A 17,511-nucleotide genomic window follows, 5' to 3' on the forward strand; every position below is an offset into this window, starting at 1 on the left:
TAATAATCGTAGCAATAGTTTTAGGAGGATTAATATTATGCCAAAGGAAAACGAAAGTAAAGGGTTAGGTGTCTTTGAAAGATACTTAACTATCTGGGTTACATTATGTATAGTTGTAGGAATATTAATAGGACAGTTTTTACCTGTGATTCCAAATACCCTTAACAAATTTGAGTATTATAATGTATCAATTCCAACTGCTATACTCATATGGATTATGATATATCCAATGATGTTAAAAATTGACTTTTCAAGCATTGTAAATGCCACTAAGAAACCCAAAGGACTAATAGTAACTTGTGTAACTAACTGGCTTATAAAACCATTTACTATGTATTTGATAGCAGCATTTTTCTTAAAAGTTGTTTTTAAAGCATTCATACCAGCTGATTTAGCAACAGAATATCTAGCAGGGGCAGTTTTATTAGGGGCAGCTCCTTGTACTGCAATGGTGTTTGTCTGGAGTTATCTTACTAAAGGAGATTCTGGATATACCTTAGTTCAAGTTGCAGTTAATGACTTAATAATCTTGGTAGCTTTTGCACCGATAGTGGCATTTTTATTAGGTGTAAGTGATGTAGCCGTACCATATGGTACTTTACTATTATCAACTGTACTATTTGTGGTTATTCCTTTAGCAACAGGATATATAACAAGAACATCTGTTATAAAGAAAAATGGTCTTGATTACTTTAATAATATATTTATAAAAAAGTTTAATAATATTACAATTATAGGTTTGTTGTTAACACTAGTTATAATATTTTCCTTCCAAGGGGATATCATTTTAAATAATCCATTGCACATTCTATTAATTGCAATTCCATTAACAATTCAAACTTTTTTAATATTTGGAATAGCTTATGGTTGGGCAAAGCTTTGGAAATTACCTCACAGTATAGCAGCTCCAGCTGGAATGATAGGAGCAAGCAACTTCTTTGAACTAGCTGTTGCCGTTGCAATATCTTTATTTGGATTAAAATCTGGAGCAGCTTTAGCTACAGTAGTTGGTGTATTAACAGAGGTTCCTATAATGTTAACATTAGTTAAAATTGCTAATAGTACTAGAAAATCATTTGAAAATAAATAACGAAAGAGGTAATTATTATGACAAAACCAAAGGTTGCATTTATATGTGTTCACAATTCTTGTAGATCACAAATGGCAGAAGCTATTAGTAAACTGTACGCTTCTGATGTTTTTGAGGCATATTCAGCTGGTACTGAACTTAAAGATCAAATTAATCAAGATGCAGTTAGAATTATAAAAAGCTTACATGGTGTGGATATGAATGAATCACATAAATCAAAGCTTTTAAGTGATATTCCAGAAGTTGATATAGTAGTAAAAATGGGATGTAATGTAGTTTGCCCTTTCTTACCAGCTAGACATACAGAAGATTGGGGATTAGATGACCCAACAGGAAAAGCAGATGAAGAATTTATAAAAACAGCAGAGACTATTAAAGAAAAAGTTTATGATTTAAAAAATAGAATACTAAATAATGAAGTTTAGAAAAAAATAAACTATACCCTGTAAAATAGACACTGAAAAGTGTGCTAAATTACAGGGTACTTTTATTATTATTAGTTTCAAACTTTATAATTAAGAATAATTATTGACTAAATATAAGAAATATGGTTTAATTATATTGTTACTAAAAGTAAGTTACATTAAAAAATATATTATATAAAGTCTTTTGAATTCTCACAAACTTTAATTATAAAATAAGTTAATATTAAGGAGGTAATTATGAAAAATAAAATTATTAAAATAAATAAATTAGGGACACAATGGCAAACTAAAGATCCATTTCTATTTTGTGCATATCATAATGATGCTTTTCCAAAGGGAAATGATGACATGGGACCAGATGCTTCTTTAGCTGGAAGAGATATTGGAAGTGATTTTCAAGGGAAAGATGGATGGAGTATGTATCATGGTGATGTGATTCCAGGATTTCCACAACATCCACATAGAGGTTTTGAGACAGTAACTATAGTAAAGGAAGGAATAGTAGATCATGCTGATTCTGCTGGAGCTACAGGACGATATGGAGAAGGTGATGTACAGTGGTTAACAGCTGGTAAAGGCTGCAACCATACCGAGATGTTCCCTTTAGTTAATAGAGATAAGGATAATCCATTGGAGTTATTTCAAATATGGCTAAACTTACCTAAAAAAGATAAGTTTGTTGATCCTCATTATAAGATGTTATGGAGGGAAGATGTTCCTGTTATAGAGAGTAAAGATATTAATGGAAAAATAAGCACTGTTAAGCTTGTAGCAGGTTCTTATAAAGATACTAAAAGCTTAGATCCATCTCCTAATTCTTGGGCTGGTGAAGAAAAAAACAATGTTAGAATAGCAGTTATTAAAATGGAACCAGAAGCTATCTTTGTTTTAGAAGAAGTTTCATCTACATTAAATAGAGCAGTTTATTTCTATTCTGGAGACAATATAACAATTGATGGAACAACTATAAAAGTAAAAAGCGGAGTAGAGCTTGCTGGAGATGAGGTAATAGAAATAAAAAATGGAAACGAAGAAAGCTATATACTTCTTCTAGAGGGTGAACCTATAGGAGAACCTGTAGTAAGTTATGGACCATTTGTTATGAATTCTCAAGAAGATATAGTTAAAGCTTTTTCAGATTATAGAACTACTGGTTTTGGAGGCTGGCCATGGGGAAGAGATGACTTTGTACATCCAAGAGAGCAGGGAAGATTTGCAAAATATCCAGATGGTGCAGTTGAGTATAAGGATAAATAAGATAAAGCTCATAATAGAATTTTAGTTTTTCTATTATGAGCTTATATTTTAAATTTTTAAGTCTTTTTTCCTATAAATTATATAGGTAAGGGTAATACATATAATGCTTATTATTAATGCTAGTAGTATATTAGTAGTATCAAAGCCATTTTTTAGAATTTCAGATGGTACAGCGTAATTAGAAGGTGAAAAATATTTTAAGAACTCTAAGGAATCAATCATTTGAGAGAAAATTCCCAAAAGATAAGTTATAAAAAATGTACCAATAGATATTGGTGTAGCTAGCCTTAAATGAGGTATTAAGACTGAAATACTAAATCCTATGGACATAAATACCATTCCTACTAAAAACAGTCCTAAATATAGCTTTTTCATATCCATTACCACATTAATAAACTCTAAATCAGCAGGTTTAACTACTAAAGCGACTATTATTGACCCAATTGCCATAAGAATAATGAATATATAAAATAAAACTATAGATGATAGAATTTTTGAGGTTACTATCTTGGTTCTACTAATAGGTTTTGCATATAAAAATTCTATAGTACCTTCACTTTCTTCCTCAATCAGTGATTTAGCTCCTAAGATACCCCCATATATAGCACCTGCCATTACAATATATTGAAAAACGTAAGCAAAATATTCATTTAACTTAGAGAAATCAGGAGCATCTTTTAGATTAAAGGCATCTAAAATAGCTTCAGGAAGAGCATCCATTTTTGTATTTACTAACTCTTGCATACCGCTGTCTTTCATAGAAGGGAACATGGACATAAATAGAACAATTAGTAGAATACAAACTATGCTCCATATAAGTAACGATTTAAATCCTCTTTTTACTTCAATTTTAAAAACATTCATTTATTTGTCCTCCTTATAATAATAACTCATAAAGGTTTCAGATAAATTCTTTTCTTCAATAGTTAAATCTTCAATTTTATATTTAATTAAAAGGCTTAAAAGAGGGTTTATAGCACCTGAATAATAAAAGTTTAAAACTTCATTATTTTTTTCTAAGTTTTCTATCCCTAAAGAAAGTAACTCTTCTTCAATGACCTCGCTAGTTTTAATGGTTATTTTCTTTATCTTTTTTCTAGAATATTCGCTAATATCCTTAATATCTATAATCTTTCCTTCTTTTATAATAGCAACTTTATCACAAAACTCTTCAACTTCGCTTAAATTATGGCTAGAGAAAAATATTGTTGAGCCTTCATTTTTTAATTTAGTGAGAGTTTCAAATAGTTTTTGTTGAATTAATGGATCAAGTCCATTAGTTGGTTCGTCAAGAATTAAAAGTTTTGGTTTATTTAAAATAGCTTGTATAATTGCAACTTTCTTTTTATTTCCTAAAGATAGTTCAGATATATTTTTATCAAGTTCTACACTAAAATCCTTGCACATTTGTTGTACGTATTCTTTATCAATATTATTATGAAAAGATTCACCATAAGAAATGATGTCTCTTACCTTCATATTTCCATAATATCTAACCTCACTAGGCACATAGCCTATGTTCTCTTTTATTTTCACAGAATCTTTTACACAATCAAGATCAAAAATCTTAGCTTCTCCATGTGTTGGGAAAATAAAATTTAGAAGGACTTTAATAGTTGTAGATTTACCAGCTCCATTTGGACCTATAAAACCAAATATTTCTTTTTCATTAACAGTTAGGTTAACATCTTCTATCCCTCTATTTTTACCGTAGCTTTTAGTTAGATTTTTAATATCTATTATTTTCATTAATCTATCCTCCCTTTACGTTTTTTATATTCCTTAAGTCTGTTGTTAAGTCTTTCACCTGTAATTTTGTAATAAAAAAATAAAGAAGATGAGATGCTTAAATACAATAATGAATAACTGATTGTAAATATTCCAATTGATTGCACGTTCATATCTTGAATCCAATCAAAAAGATAAGAAAAAACAAATAATACCATATAGCAAAGAGTAAAATGAACTATTACTTTATTTAGTGGGGATTGTGATTTTAATATATATTCTCCATAAACTAAAAAATGTATCAAGGTTAATAATAAGGTCATAGCCACAAACTTCCATATTAAACTTATTTCAATAGTTCTTTCTCCTAAAATTAAGCTTACAATAGAATAAAGTAAAGTAGTTGCAGTAAATATTAAACCCCATGCAAATTTAAATTGTACTATCATTTTAAATCCTTTTTCCATATAAAACCCTCCTTTAGAAGCCTAATATTTCTTTAATAACTGATACATATTGCCTTGAAATTAATAACTTCTCATCATTATCTAAAGTTGCTTCAAGTTTACCATTAAATTTATGAGATAGTTTTTTTATTCTAGAAATATTTATTATGGTTGATTTGCTAGATCTAAAAAAATCATATTTACTCATTTTTTTCTCAAGTTCATATAACCTTAAGGAGATTTCATAAACCTTATTTTCTGTATACATAAAGGTTTTTTTATCTACACTTTCAAAATAAAGAATTTTAATAGGATCAACAACATAGGATTCTCCATTTAAAAAACCTATGATTTTTTCATCTGAAAGTTTTATTAATTCTATTATTCTTTTAACCTCATCAGATACTGATTTGCACTTAATTATTAACTCCGCATCTTCATTATCAGGAGACTCTTCAATAAGTATTTTCATTTCGCACCTCCTATAAATTTACTATATAATTTAATAACTCATTAGTAAATACACATAAAACTAAGTTGCACTTTTTTGCTACTAAGATACGTAAAAATATTAGAAATCTTAAGAATGAGTTGATTATAGTAACGTATGTTACTGAAATTTTTGCTAAATGAGCTATTATATAAAGTAAAGATAATAATGGAGGAATTTTCATGGGAAGATATGAAAATCAAAGAAATTTTTTGAAATCTAATTTTAGTGAATTTAAGAAGATAAAAACTGATAAAATGAAAGGAATACCTCAGCCACCTATTGTGAAATCCTATAATTCATTTTCTAACATAATTAATCTCCCAAAGGTAAGTGAAAATACTATTAAAAACGAAAATATCTATAAATGTATAAAAGAAAGAAGAAGCACAAGATTTTATAGTGATGAATCAATAACTCTTGAGGAATTATCATATCTATTATGGGCAACTCAAGGAATTACTGACACTAATAAATCAGGAATTACTTTAAGAACAGTACCTGCAAGTGGGGCAACACATTCATTTGAAACATATTTATTTATAATGAGAGTTGAAGGAATACAAAATGGAGTATATAGATATCTTTCTGATCAGCATAAACTTTTATTTATGTTTGAGTTAAATAATATAGAAGAGAAGGTTGATGAAATGACATTAGAGCAGCCCTTTGTACCTAATTTCGCTAAAAAAGCTGCTGTTCTCTTTGCATGGAGTACTATCCCATATCGTTCTGAATGGAAGTTTGACATTACAGCACATAAAAAAATTCTAATAGATATTGGACATGTATGCCAAAATCTTTATTTAGCTAGTGAATCTATTAATTCAGGTGCATGTGCTATAGGCATATATGATCAAAAAATGATGGATGAACTTTTAGAGCTAGATGGAGACGAAGAGTTTGTAATATATCTTGCTGCTGTTGGAAAAAAGATTTAATCAGGCTTTAGCATCTCATGGCATTTATTGCAAGGAAAATCATTTTTAATGCAGACATCTACATTACAGCTAGAAGTTTTATTTATATAACCAACACCCCATTCCATGATTTGAGACATTACTGGAATGAAACTTATTCCTATTTCAGTTAAAGAATACTCAACTCTTGGAGGTACTTCACCATAAACTTTTCTATTTATAAGACCATCATGCTCAAGCTCTCTTAATTGTTGAGTAAGAACGCCACGTGAAATTTGAGGCAAAAGTTTTTGTAGTTCACCAAATCTTCTAATCTTATTATGAAGAACCCATAAAATTGAAAGTTTCCATTTACCCATAAGGACATTTTGGGTTACAGTAACAGGGCAAACGTGTGAATAATCATCCATATAAATAACTTCCTTTCTCAATAGTCAGTTTGACATGACTATGTAATATCAATGTGCGTACTTGTAATATTTTTTAAAGCACCTTAACATTATACTTATAAAAAATATTTAAATCAACGAGGTAGGAAAATGGAAGAAGTATTAAGAATTTTAAAGGAAAATGTAAATGGATATCTTGGAACTGTAGATGATGGAAAACCTAGGGTTAGACCTTTTGGTTTTATGCTTGAAGATGAGGGTAAGTTGTATTTTTGTACAAATAGCTTAAAAGATGTTTATAGACAATTAAAAAATCACCCATATATTGAGTATTCAGTTACAACAAGAGATATGGTGGTTTTAAGAATAAGTGGAGAAATTAAGTTTTGTGAAGATATAAATATAAAAGAAAAAGTTATAAATGTACATGAGCCTGTAAAGAAGGGGTATAAATCAGCAGATAATCCTATTTTTAAGGTGTTTTATCTTGAGCATGGAAGTGCTCTGATTTCAGATTTTTCAGGAAGAGAGCCTAGAAAGATAGAATTTTAGCATATAGATATTGTTACATGGAAGTTTTATGGAATATAATGTATAATTAAATAAACCTCTCTTTATTGTGCACAAAAAGAGAGGTATTTAAAAGGAATATATTGTATTTTATTGTTAGGAGGTAACAGTATGGAATGGATTGAACGATTAAATAGTTCCATTAATTATATGGAAGAGCATATGAGAGATAGGATTGATTATGAGGAAGTTTCAAAAATAGCATGTTGCTCTACATATCATTTTCAAAGGATGTTTGCTTATATGGCCAACATACCACTATCAGAATATATAAGACGTAGAAGAATGTCTTTAGCTGCTGTAGATTTGCAAAATGGTGATGAAAAGGTTATAGATGTGGCAGTTAAATATGGATATGATTCTCCTACAGCCTTTAACAGGGCATTTAAAAACGTTCATGGAATAGCCCCATCTCAAGCTAAAGCTGAAGGGGTTTTATTAAAAGCTTTTCCACCTGTTAGCTTCATGATAACAATAAAAGGAGATACAAGTATGGATTATAGGATTGAGAAAAGAGAAGCTTTTAGAATAATAGGAGTTTCAGAACCTTTAGAAAAAGAAATTGAAAAGAATTTTGAAACTGTACCTAAGATGTGGGGAAAACTATCAATAGATGGAACCATACCAAAACTTGCAGCTATGATGGAAGGATCTCCAATGGGACTATTAGGAGTAAGTTGTTGCAATGAAAAGGAGGATTGGAAATACTTTATAGCAGTTACAAGTGAAAAGGAAATTGATAGTTCATTTGAGGAATATGTTGTTCCTGCATCAACTTGGGCTATTTTTTCTGGAGAAGGAACTAACAAGTCTATTCAGGAATTAGAGAAAAGGATTGTAACTGAATGGCTGCCAACCTCAGGATATGAATATGCAGATGCACCAGATATAGAGGTATATATTTCTCCAGATCCTAATAATGCAAAGTATGAAGTTTGGATTCCAGTAGAAAAGAAGGTGGTTTAGTATGGTACATTTAGTATATTGTGATGATAAGGAAAAAGTACTTGAAAAAATTTTAGAGGGTTCAAAAACCATGATAATAAGAGCAGCTGCAGGCAGAAAAATACCTCATAGTAGAGTTTTTGAGGGAGAGAAGATCTATCTTATGAAAAAAGGGACAGGGAAAATAACTGCTGAAGCTATGGTTAAATCTGTTCAAAATTATGTTAAACTTTCAGAAGAGGAAATAAATGAGACTTTAGATAAAAATCAACCTAAACTCAATTTATCTAAAAAGCAGAAAGATCGCTGGCACAAAAAATGTATGTGCTTAGTTGAATTTAGCGATGTAAAAGAAATAGAACCACTAGATTTTGATCATCAAGGTAATATGGACGATTGGCTTATAATTGATAAAATAGAAGACGTAGTTGTGGGAACTAGTATCCCATATAATTATGAAAAATCTAAATTTTAACTAAAAAATATGATATAATAACCATTAATTGAAGCAGATTAGACTTAGAAAGGGAGTAGCTAAATGGATTTCAGCGTTATGTGGACAACTCAAGGAACTATGTTTCTAATGGTTATTATAGGAATAATATTACGGAAAAAAGGAGTTCTAACGGAAAATTCAAAAGGGGTTTTAACAGAACTTGTTTTAAACTTGATTTTACCATGTAGTATTATTACTTCTTTTAATATTGATTTTAATATGGGGATACTTAAGATTTTTGGAACTATCATGGCGGTTGGCATAATTGCTCAAGTTTTATGCTATTTAATCTGTAGATTCGCATTTGATAGATTTGAAATAAGACAGAGAAAGGTCTTAAAATATGGAACATTAGTATCCAATTCTGCATTTTTAGGAAATCCCATTGCAGAAAGCACCTTTGGAGCAACTGGTTTAATGTATTCATCAATCTTTTGTATTCCTACAAGAATTGTAATGTGGTCTGCAGGATTAGCACAGTTTACTGATGAAACTGATAAAAAAGTTGCATTTAAAAAGGTAGTTTTTCATCCTTGTATGATAGCAGTGTATATAGGGATAGCCTTTATGATTACTGGCTTAAAACCACCAGCCTTTGTTTATAATACAATAGTTTCCATAGGAAGATGCACCACACCTTTAACAATGCTTTTAATAGGTTCCATGATAGCTGAAGTTAAAGATTTAAAAACAATGATAAATAAGGATATTTTATATTTTACAGTTATACGTATTATAATAATACCAGGACTTGCTTATCTAGGATGTAGACTAGCAGGAGTTGATCCTATAATTACAGGAGTATCCGTACTTTTATCTGGAATGCCAGCTGGAAGTACTACAGCAATTATGGCAGCTAAATATGATGGTGATTATATATTTGCTACAAAATTAGTAGTATTTTCAACAATTATGACCTTGATATCAATACCTATTTGGTGTCTTATATTAGCTTGAAAGTAGATAAGCCTCATAGATTATTATAAATTTTTAATAATCTATGAGGCTTATCTTTATAGATTTTAAAAATACTATCCAGTATAACTAGGATTAGCATTTCTATAGGAAATAGATCTTGTGATTTTTAAAGGTTTATCTTCTCCAGGAAAATGTACAGGATTAATTTTAGTTTTGTTGTAAATATCTACAACATCCTTAGCATCTTGTACCACTTCTTTAGCTTTAATAAGTCCATACATTCTAGGCGGCATAATATATATAGGAATATCTGGATTATAGTCCTTTATAAGATTGTTAACGCTCATTATTAAATGAGGACAGCATACAATAACATCAAACTCAGAAGTCTTATCCTTAGCCAATAAAAATGGGGAATATTCAATACTATATTCATTATCCATATTATTTTCTATTATCTCTTTTTTAAGCCTGCTTACCAAAGCGCTTGAAGAGAAGCCACCACCACAACACAAAAGAATTTTTAACATTTTAAACCCTCCATTTTTAGTAAAAATAGTATACAAGTAAATAATACCAATGTAAACGAAATAACTCAATAATTATATGGACAAGTTAGTAAGTTTAGAAATTTGGGAACAACAAAGCATATGGTATAATTATCCTTAAGTATAAATAAGGGAGTGAGCCTAAAAAGAATGAATTATAAGATTAATGGAGATATATATAAATTTATTAATAATGTAAGAGAAAATGATAAAATAAGAAATAGCTTTAATATACTAGCACAAAACAACTTTGAGCTAAGTTTTGAGGCTTGGCACCAAAATGGTTACTGGGGAGAGGATTATATACCTTATTGTCTTTTAAAATATGATAAAGTAGTAGCCAATGTTTCAGTGAATATAATTAAAACAAGATGGAATGAGGAAAAAAGAATATATATACAATTAGGAACTGTTATGACTGATAAAGAATTTAGAAATAAAGGTTTAAGCAGCTTTTTAATTAAAAAGGTATTAGAAGAGTGGAGAGATAAATGCCATGCTATATACTTATTTGCTAATGATGGAGTATTAGATTATTATCCTAAGTTTGGTTTTCAAAAAGCTAAAGAATATCAATATTCCAAAAGTATTAATAAAAAAAATGGACTAGTTAGAAAACTCAATATGGATAAAGATGGTGACAAACAGCTTTTATTAGATCTATATAAAAATTCAACCCCTTTTTCCTCATTACCTATGGAGGGAAATGAGGGACTACTTATGTTCTACTGCTCTCAATTTATGAAAGAAAACATTTATTATATAAAAGAGCATGAAGCTATCGTAGTAGCTGAATATAATGATGAAATTTTAATATGTTACGATATTTTCTGTAAAGGCAACGGTTCCCTAGATGAGATTTTATCTATTATAGCTGAAGAAAACACTAAAACAGCTATTTTAGGATTTACCCCAAAGGTAACTAAAGATTTTAAGATAAATAAACTTCATGAGGAAGATACAACCTTATTTATACTTAAGGGAAAAGAAAATTTATTTTCATCAAATAGGCTTATGTTTCCAGTATTATCTCATGCTTGATAAAAATATCTTTTACAAGGATATAGGAGGGGAACGGCAGATAAGCTAAACCGTTGCAATAAAACAACGGTTCCCCAAAATATGAAATAGCTGCCTTGGATAAATTATATTCTCACATCATAAAGCAGTTATTAAACTATAATACTTATTCAAAATCCCAAAGATTCACCAACAAGGATAACCTTTATTCTCCCCGCTGTTTTACACATTCTTGTTTGGACAATGTAAGAACAGATACAATCATCTGTTTTACAATCTCCACAAGCACCATTGATTAGGCAGGGCGTTTTTTGCGGCGAATGTAAAAATGGGCTGGACGAACACGAACAACGGTATACATTAATGGGGGCCGCATATGTTCTGGCTCTTATAACTGCATCTTCAGCGGTCTTGCAAACCTTATTCATCCCAACGATAGCAATAACACTTTTCGGTCCAAAGGTAATCGCCGCTGTTCGATTGCCCACACTGTCTATATTGACTAATATGCCATCTTCACTAACGGCATTAAAGCTCGTTAAATAGGTGTCGCACAAAAGAGATTGGCGCATGAGGTCATAACGTTCCTCCATTGTTTTCGCTTTATCACGATCAGTGACTATATAGCTGCCTTGACGTACTCGATTAAGAAGCCCGATTTCCTCAAGCGTAACTGACCCACCCCATGATACAGAAGAACGTTCCGGAATAAATGATAGTGCTTTTTCTACAGCTTCTATGGCGTTATCACAGTAATAAGCCGCAAACTTTCTACTTTGTAGATTTTTAATAACCTTTGAGGCTAAAAGTCGATTTCTAGCTTTTATTGAATGTTCTTTCCCTTGCATTGTTTTTCCTCCATTCTGACGTTAGAAAAGGTGACTAACTTATTGTGTGTTTATGATTAATATAGTATAGTAAAAAGAAAAAGTATGTTGCACATGCAACGAGGAGCATCTCATGAACAACCTAGATTCTCTATGTCAATCACGTTTATTTTCAGGTATTTCCCCAAATGATATTCCTCAAATGCTTAAATGTCTGTCAGCTACACGGAAAGAATATGCAAAAGATGAGCTGGTTGTCCATGAGGGCGATTTAGTTGATAATGTCGGCATCATATTGCAGGGTAGCGCTCAAAGTACGAAATTGAGTATTACGGGAAAACAAATTATTGTATCCCTCCATTATCCGGGTGGATATACAGCAGTTTTAACAGCGGCTAGCCGTGGAAGAAGATGCCCCATGTCAGTACAGGCAATAGAACCACTTGAGGTTCTGTTTATTCCTATCAAAAGCATATTGAGATGTTGTACGAAGTTATGTATGGCACACGAACAATTACTCGGCAATCTTTTTGATAGTATTGCAGAACGAGCATTAGAACTGCATGACCGAAATGATTGTCTGATTATGCCTACTATTCGGGATAAGGTATTAACTTATTTAACAAGAGTTAAGAGTGAAACTGGAACAGAAACTTTTACTATTCCTTTTGATAGAGAAGCGATGGCCGAGTATTTAGATGTAGATAGAAGTGCATTATCCAGAGAGCTTGCATGGATGAAACGGGACGGCTTGATTGACTTTTATAGAAATAAATTTAAACTATTACAAAAAGCAGTGGAAAAAGATTTTCACTAACTGGAAGGTAGGGCAAGTGTATTGACACTTGCTCATTTTTGAGATTTTCTCTTAAGGAAAAACTCAAAAATTACTTGTTGGGGAGTGCTTTCCTAAAATTAGGAATTAAATCAATGATGTTATAATTTTGTTACGTGGAAAGCTCTGTGTTTTTAAAATACTTATCCTTTTCCATTCTAAAAAATCTCCTTTTTTGTGACTTCGGACCAAACTTTAATTAAATTTGGTCTATCTATTCTTTTATATAGATTTATTCTTTTCCATCAGCAAAGCACGAAAATAAGCCTCTCTTATAGCATTATCAACTATAGTATTCATGTGAATATCTATATTTTGATTCATTCCTATTAGTTTGTTTAGCATTCTTACTGTGGATTTTCTTAGATGATAGCCTCTCTTAATATTATACTCTTCTCCATCAACTGCTGGAGTTTTACGTTTTCCCTTTCTTTTTATTAAGTCTTTTTTCTCTTCCGATTTATTTATTAAATTTTTATCATCAATATTATTAGAAACTTTATTTTCATATGATGAACTTATAAGAACTTTAATAACTTCACCATCAATCTCTTCATCTTCTCTAAGGCCAATATACTCAATAGTTTCTTCATTTTCTTCTTTTGTAATATCCACTATTTCTTTTTCCGATAGATTTTCCTTTTTAACCATATTCATCACCTCTTAATAAAATAATATTCAAAAAAATCGAAATTGTGTACTTTTCTATTTAAGTACCTTTCTAGCTTTCTATTTTTTTACTTTTCTATTTAAGTATTTAACTTCTTATTAAACATAAATAAAGAAATTTAATTAGGCTTGGGAAGAAGCCTCTACAGTAATAGGGTGCATAACCTTTAAGCAAAATGACTTTGATAAGCCTTAAGAAGGGCAGATGCGTAACAAATAGACGACTACCAGTCTCTTTAGCTAATTTTTTATTTATAAAAACTCTCAGAATGGAAATAAATATAGCTAAAGTTAATACCAACATTTTGATGTATTGAAACATAATAATTTACTTATTAGAGAAGATTACATCAACAAATGAAAGCATTAGCTTTATTTCCATAAATTAAAACCAATAGTTAAATTATTAATTAGCTCTTTATACATTAAAAATACCTCAAATATATCGATAATTAACTATAGATATTTGTGAAAGGTGGTGCAAGATATGGACAAATTAACATTAAGAGATCTTTTTCCAGATTTAAATTTCCCGAAGTTTGAAATTAAGAGAGAGCATCAAGGATTAACCTATGAAGATATATTAAAAATAGCCGTAGAAGAGTTATCTCAATATGTTGATTTTAAATCTTTAAGTGATAAGATTTCTGCAATACAAGAAGAAGACGAGATAAAAAATGATCCTGTTTTGCAGTTCCTATATCAATTAAAAAAGGCAAGTGAAAAAGAAAAGGACATCTAAATTTTAATAAAACTTAGAGTAACTTTATTATGAGGTGTAGTAGATTTTTTATATAGATCTACTACATTTTTTTATTTTATTAGCTTGTAAGTTTTGTAAAAATGTTATACGATATTAATGTAAGCGATTACTTTCATATTTTAGGAGGGATAAAAATGGTCAACTTTCTTGAATTAAAAAAAGTAACTTTATCAAATGGAGAAACACTGTCATATAGGGAAGAGGGAACAGGAGAAAAAAACTTATTGCTTATTCATGGTAACATGTCCTCATCAAAACATTGGGACATTCTCGTAGATAAACTTAAAGACAAGTATAAAATAACTGCAGTTGATATGCGTGGATTTGGAGAATCTAGTTATAACACACCCATTAATTCATTAAATGATTTTGCAAAAGATATTGAAGAGTTTTTGAAGCTTGTAGGAATTAGTTCATGTTCAGCTATTGGTTGGTCAACAGGTGGTGGTGTTGCTTTAGAGTTAGCAGCTAATTGTCCAGAAAAAATAGAAAAAGTTATATTATTAGAATCTGTAGGAGTTAAAGGGTATCCAATATATAAAAAGGATTCTAGTGGACAGGCTACGAATGTATTATTAAAAACTAAAGAAGAAATTGCAGAAGATCCAGTGCAAGTTAAGCCGGTATTAGATGCTTTAAAGGATAGAAATAAAGAATTCTATAAAACCCTATGGAATGCTGCTATCTATACACATAATAAACCAAAAGAAGAAAAATATAATGAATACTTAGAGGACATGCTAACTCAGAGAAATTTAGTTGACGTGGATTATGCATTGGCACATTTTAATATGACAAATGAAAGTAATGGAGTTGAAGAAGGTAGTAATAAATGCTCCCTTGTAAAGGCTGAGGTTTTAATACTGCAAGGGGATAGGGATTATGTAGTTCCATTATATATGGCTGAAGATATAAATAAATATATTGAGAATTCAAAACTAGTTTTATTAAATGATTCAGGACATTCACCAATGATTGATAATTTGAAAGCAGTTGTGAATGCAATAATTGAATTTATACCAAGCAAATAAGTGGATCAAAATTAAATATATAAGAAAATCTTTAGTAGGAGTTTGAACTAATATTCAGGCTCCTATTTGTTTTAAAAAAGTTAAAGAAAATTTAATAGTTTATCAAATTTTCTTTCTAAAAAATACATTTTTAAGAATAATCAGAAAATTCAAAAAACTAATATTGACAGTTGTATAAGAAAATGTTTACAATTGAATTGTAAGTAAATGCTTACATTCTATATCATTGGAATGGAGGATTAATATGAACAGTATAGGAATAGTAGGACTGGGGCTTTATATACCAGAAACTAAGATGACAGCTAAAGAAATTTCAGAAGAAACAAATGGTATTTGGAGTGAAGAAGCTGTAATAAAAAAACTCGGAATAGTAGAAAAAACTATACCAGGAGAAGATGATGGAACTCAAGAGATGGGAGTAAGAGCTGCTTTTGATGCGTTAAGAGATGCTAATATATCTCCAGAAGAAATAGATGTAATCTTATGTATGGGAGAGGAATGGAAGGAATATCCCCTTACCACATCGGCTCTTTACATACAAGGAAAGATTGGTGCAAAAAACGCCTGGGGAATAGATATTCAAAATAGATGTTGCACAACAGTATCAGCTCTAAAGATAGCTAAAGATATGCTCTTAGCAGATGATTCAATAAATACTGTCATGATAGTTGGAGGATATAGAAATGGAGATTTTGTTGATTATTCAGATTCAAATATGTCAATGATGTACAACCTATCAGCAGGTGGTGGAGCAATTATATTAAAGAAAAATGTTGGCAAAAATATTTTACTTGGTTCACATGTAAAAGCTGATGGAACTTTTGCAAGAGATGCAGGAGTTGAAATAGGGGGAATTGCAAATCCTTTTAATGATTCAAATGTTTTGGAAGGATATAAATCACTTAGGTTAATGGATGCTAAACACATGAAAGATGGACTTAATGAAGTTTCAATGCCTAATTGGTTTGAATGTATTGATAAAGCTTTAGAAAAATCTGAGTTAAGAAGAGAAGATATAGATTATCTTGCAGTTTTGCATTTTAAAAAATCTATGCACGATTTTATGTTAAAAGAACTGGGATTACAAGAAGACCAATCAATTTACTTATCTGATTATGGGCATATGGGACAAGTAGATCAGATACTTTCATTAAAACTTGCAATAAAAGAAGGAAAGGTAAAAGATGGATCAGTAGTACTTATGATAGCAGCTGGAATAGGTTATGTATGGTCAGCAAACGTAATTAAATGGGGAGAGTGTTAACGTATGGATACATTTTTTCAAATATTCTTTAGTAGTTTAGAAACTGGAAGTGTTTATGCCCTAGCTGCCCTTGGAATAATAATAATCTATAGAACAAGTAGAACTACTAACTTTGCACAAGGTTCCATAGGAATGTTTAATGCCTTTGCTGCAACATTTGCGCTTATTCATATGGGACTACCAGCATGGGCAGCAGCTATAGTAGGAATGATTGCCGCTTTTGCATCTGGAGTATTAGTAGATATTATTATAATTAGAAAAGCTAAAAAAACATCTCCAGTAGGAAAACAAATTATAACCTTTGGAATAATAATGCTTTTTCTAGGTATTGCACCAATGATATTTGGGTCAACTCCTTTAAATTTTCCTAAGTTTATAGAAAGTGGAACGGTAAGTATATTGGGAGCATCCATATCTTACAATGCATTATTAAATATATCAGTTGGATTAATAATAATGTCAATACTATTTTATTTCTTACAAAATACAAAATGGGGACTTGCTGTAAGAGTTACAGCTTCTAATGAACAAACAGCAAGACTTATGGGTGTACCAACATCTTTAGTAACTATGGGAGCTTGGGCAATAGCAGCAGCCTTAGGAACACTTGCCGCACTTATGCTTGCACCAGCTATTACTGTAAACGTATCAATGATGGATAATGTACAAACCAATGCACTTATAGCCTGTGTACTTGGGGGATTTCAAACCTTTTATGGACCTGTTCTTGGTGCTTATATAATTGGACTTTTTAGAAATGTGCTTATATATTATGTTTCATCAACTTGGGGAGAACCTATACTATTTACTTTAATCTTGCTATTTATAGTTATAAGACCAAATGGAATAATAGGAAAGAAAATAATAAAGAAGGTATAGG

At 30.5% G+C, this 17,511-nt stretch carries 22 protein-coding genes; 14 read left to right on the plus strand and 8 right to left on the minus strand.

Going from position 1 to position 17,511, the window contains the following annotated elements:
* Positions 1 to 37: 37 nt before the first annotated feature.
* From arsB to P8F83_RS05955, 3 genes are all read left to right on the plus strand, one after another.
* Positions 38 to 1,090 carry an ACR3 family arsenite efflux transporter gene (gene arsB, locus P8F83_RS05945; RefSeq protein WP_326513855.1) on the plus strand — a complete coding sequence of 351 codons (1,053 nt, stop codon included), beginning with the start codon at positions 38 to 40 and terminating at the stop codon, positions 1,088 to 1,090.
* A 17-nt stretch (positions 1,091 to 1,107) separates the two neighbouring features.
* Complete coding sequence (locus P8F83_RS05950; RefSeq protein WP_326513856.1) at positions 1,108 to 1,515, plus strand: arsenate reductase ArsC; 408 nt, start codon at positions 1,108 to 1,110, stop codon at positions 1,513 to 1,515.
* A 237-nt stretch (positions 1,516 to 1,752) separates the two neighbouring features.
* Positions 1,753 to 2,772: a pirin family protein gene (locus P8F83_RS05955; RefSeq protein ID WP_326513857.1), complete on the plus strand. Its 1,020-nt coding sequence runs from the start codon at positions 1,753 to 1,755 to the stop codon at positions 2,770 to 2,772.
* Between the two features lie 48 nt (positions 2,773 to 2,820).
* Here the strand turns inward: P8F83_RS05955 and P8F83_RS05960 are convergent, their stop codons facing one another.
* From P8F83_RS05960 to P8F83_RS05975, 4 genes are read right to left on the minus strand one after another with little or no spacing between them, the layout of a single operon-like run.
* A complete protein-coding gene (locus P8F83_RS05960; protein ID WP_326513858.1) occupies positions 2,821 to 3,636 on the minus strand; it encodes an ABC transporter permease subunit in 816 nt (271 codons plus the stop codon).
* Positions 3,637 to 4,521, minus strand: a complete 885-nt coding sequence (locus P8F83_RS05965; protein ID WP_326513859.1) for an ABC transporter ATP-binding protein — start codon at positions 4,519 to 4,521, stop codon at positions 3,637 to 3,639.
* Positions 4,521 to 4,967 carry a DUF3021 family protein gene (locus tag P8F83_RS05970; RefSeq protein WP_326513860.1) on the minus strand — a complete coding sequence of 149 codons (447 nt, stop codon included), beginning with the start codon at positions 4,965 to 4,967 and terminating at the stop codon, positions 4,521 to 4,523. Before P8F83_RS05970 ends, P8F83_RS05965 begins: the two co-directional genes overlap by 1 nt.
* A gap of 13 nt (positions 4,968 to 4,980) precedes the next feature.
* The gene (locus P8F83_RS05975) at positions 4,981 to 5,418 is read right to left on the minus strand and encodes a LytTR family DNA-binding domain-containing protein (RefSeq protein ID WP_326513861.1); all 438 of its coding nucleotides are present in this window, start codon (positions 5,416 to 5,418) and stop codon (positions 4,981 to 4,983) included.
* 200 nt (positions 5,419 to 5,618) lie between these two features.
* On the opposite strand from P8F83_RS05975, the gene P8F83_RS05980 reads away from it, so the two are divergent.
* On the plus strand, positions 5,619 to 6,377 hold the full coding sequence (locus P8F83_RS05980; protein WP_326513862.1) for a SagB/ThcOx family dehydrogenase: 759 nt from the start codon (positions 5,619 to 5,621) through the stop codon (positions 6,375 to 6,377).
* On the opposite strand, the gene P8F83_RS05985 is transcribed toward P8F83_RS05980, so the two are convergent.
* Positions 6,374 to 6,766 carry a winged helix-turn-helix transcriptional regulator gene (locus P8F83_RS05985; RefSeq protein ID WP_073016576.1) on the minus strand — a complete coding sequence of 131 codons (393 nt, stop codon included), beginning with the start codon at positions 6,764 to 6,766 and terminating at the stop codon, positions 6,374 to 6,376. The two genes, P8F83_RS05980 and P8F83_RS05985, sit on opposite strands and share 4 nt — an antisense overlap.
* A 129-nt stretch (positions 6,767 to 6,895) precedes the next feature.
* Here P8F83_RS05985 and P8F83_RS05990 point away from each other — a divergent pair, with 129 nt between their 5' ends.
* The 4 genes from P8F83_RS05990 to P8F83_RS06005 all read left to right on the plus strand — a co-directional run bounded on the left by P8F83_RS05990 (position 6,896) and on the right by P8F83_RS06005 (position 9,713).
* Entirely contained in the window at positions 6,896 to 7,297 is a 402-nt protein-coding gene (locus P8F83_RS05990; protein WP_315115673.1) for a pyridoxamine 5'-phosphate oxidase family protein, read from the plus strand.
* A 129-nt stretch (positions 7,298 to 7,426) separates the two neighbouring features.
* Positions 7,427 to 8,281, plus strand: coding sequence for an AraC family transcriptional regulator (locus tag P8F83_RS05995; protein ID WP_326513863.1), 855 nt, complete (start codon positions 7,427 to 7,429; stop codon positions 8,279 to 8,281).
* Position 8,282: 1 nt separating this feature from the next.
* Positions 8,283 to 8,735: a hypothetical protein gene (locus tag P8F83_RS06000; protein WP_326513864.1), complete on the plus strand. Its 453-nt coding sequence runs from the start codon at positions 8,283 to 8,285 to the stop codon at positions 8,733 to 8,735.
* 63 nt (positions 8,736 to 8,798) lie between these two features.
* Positions 8,799 to 9,713, plus strand: a complete 915-nt coding sequence (locus tag P8F83_RS06005) for an AEC family transporter (protein WP_315115664.1) — start codon at positions 8,799 to 8,801, stop codon at positions 9,711 to 9,713.
* 74 nt (positions 9,714 to 9,787) lie between these two features.
* On the opposite strand, the gene P8F83_RS06010 is transcribed toward P8F83_RS06005, so the two are convergent.
* Positions 9,788 to 10,204 (minus strand): PTS sugar transporter subunit IIB, encoded by a 417-nt coding sequence (locus P8F83_RS06010; protein ID WP_021801825.1) that lies wholly within the window; start codon positions 10,202 to 10,204, stop codon positions 9,788 to 9,790.
* Between the two features lie 168 nt (positions 10,205 to 10,372).
* On the opposite strand from P8F83_RS06010, the gene P8F83_RS06015 reads away from it, so the two are divergent.
* Positions 10,373 to 11,263, plus strand: a complete 891-nt coding sequence (locus P8F83_RS06015; protein ID WP_326513865.1) for a GNAT family N-acetyltransferase — start codon at positions 10,373 to 10,375, stop codon at positions 11,261 to 11,263.
* Between the two features lie 149 nt (positions 11,264 to 11,412).
* Here the strand turns inward: P8F83_RS06015 and P8F83_RS06020 are convergent, their stop codons facing one another.
* Positions 11,413 to 12,090 carry a lactate utilization protein gene (locus tag P8F83_RS06020; protein ID WP_326513866.1) on the minus strand — a complete coding sequence of 226 codons (678 nt, stop codon included), beginning with the start codon at positions 12,088 to 12,090 and terminating at the stop codon, positions 11,413 to 11,415.
* A gap of 112 nt (positions 12,091 to 12,202) precedes the next feature.
* On the opposite strand from P8F83_RS06020, the gene P8F83_RS06025 reads away from it, so the two are divergent.
* Complete coding sequence (locus P8F83_RS06025) at positions 12,203 to 12,886, plus strand: Crp/Fnr family transcriptional regulator (RefSeq protein ID WP_326513867.1); 684 nt, start codon at positions 12,203 to 12,205, stop codon at positions 12,884 to 12,886.
* Between the two features lie 240 nt (positions 12,887 to 13,126).
* Here P8F83_RS06025 and P8F83_RS06030 read toward each other — a convergent pair whose 3' ends face one another.
* Positions 13,127 to 13,555: a hypothetical protein gene (locus P8F83_RS06030; protein WP_326513868.1), complete on the minus strand. Its 429-nt coding sequence runs from the start codon at positions 13,553 to 13,555 to the stop codon at positions 13,127 to 13,129.
* A gap of 505 nt (positions 13,556 to 14,060) precedes the next feature.
* Between P8F83_RS06030 and P8F83_RS06035 the strand changes: the two genes are divergently transcribed.
* The 4 genes from P8F83_RS06035 to P8F83_RS06050 all read left to right on the plus strand — a co-directional run bounded on the left by P8F83_RS06035 (position 14,061) and on the right by P8F83_RS06050 (position 17,510).
* The gene (locus P8F83_RS06035; RefSeq protein WP_326513869.1) at positions 14,061 to 14,315 is read left to right on the plus strand and encodes a hypothetical protein; all 255 of its coding nucleotides are present in this window, start codon (positions 14,061 to 14,063) and stop codon (positions 14,313 to 14,315) included.
* A 155-nt stretch (positions 14,316 to 14,470) separates the two neighbouring features.
* Positions 14,471 to 15,367, plus strand: coding sequence for an intracellular short-chain-length polyhydroxyalkanoate depolymerase (gene phaZ / locus P8F83_RS06040; RefSeq protein WP_326513870.1), 897 nt, complete (start codon positions 14,471 to 14,473; stop codon positions 15,365 to 15,367).
* Between the two features lie 244 nt (positions 15,368 to 15,611).
* Positions 15,612 to 16,631, plus strand: a complete 1,020-nt coding sequence (locus P8F83_RS06045) for a 3-oxoacyl-ACP synthase (protein ID WP_326513871.1) — start codon at positions 15,612 to 15,614, stop codon at positions 16,629 to 16,631.
* 3 nt (positions 16,632 to 16,634) lie between these two features.
* On the plus strand, positions 16,635 to 17,510 hold the full coding sequence (locus tag P8F83_RS06050) for a branched-chain amino acid ABC transporter permease (protein WP_326513872.1): 876 nt from the start codon (positions 16,635 to 16,637) through the stop codon (positions 17,508 to 17,510).
* Position 17,511: the final 1 nt, after the last annotated feature.

Source organism: Clostridium intestinale (genome assembly GCF_035905475.1).
GTDB classification, from domain to species: Bacteria; Bacillota; Clostridia; order Clostridiales; family Clostridiaceae; genus Clostridium_T; species Clostridium_T intestinale.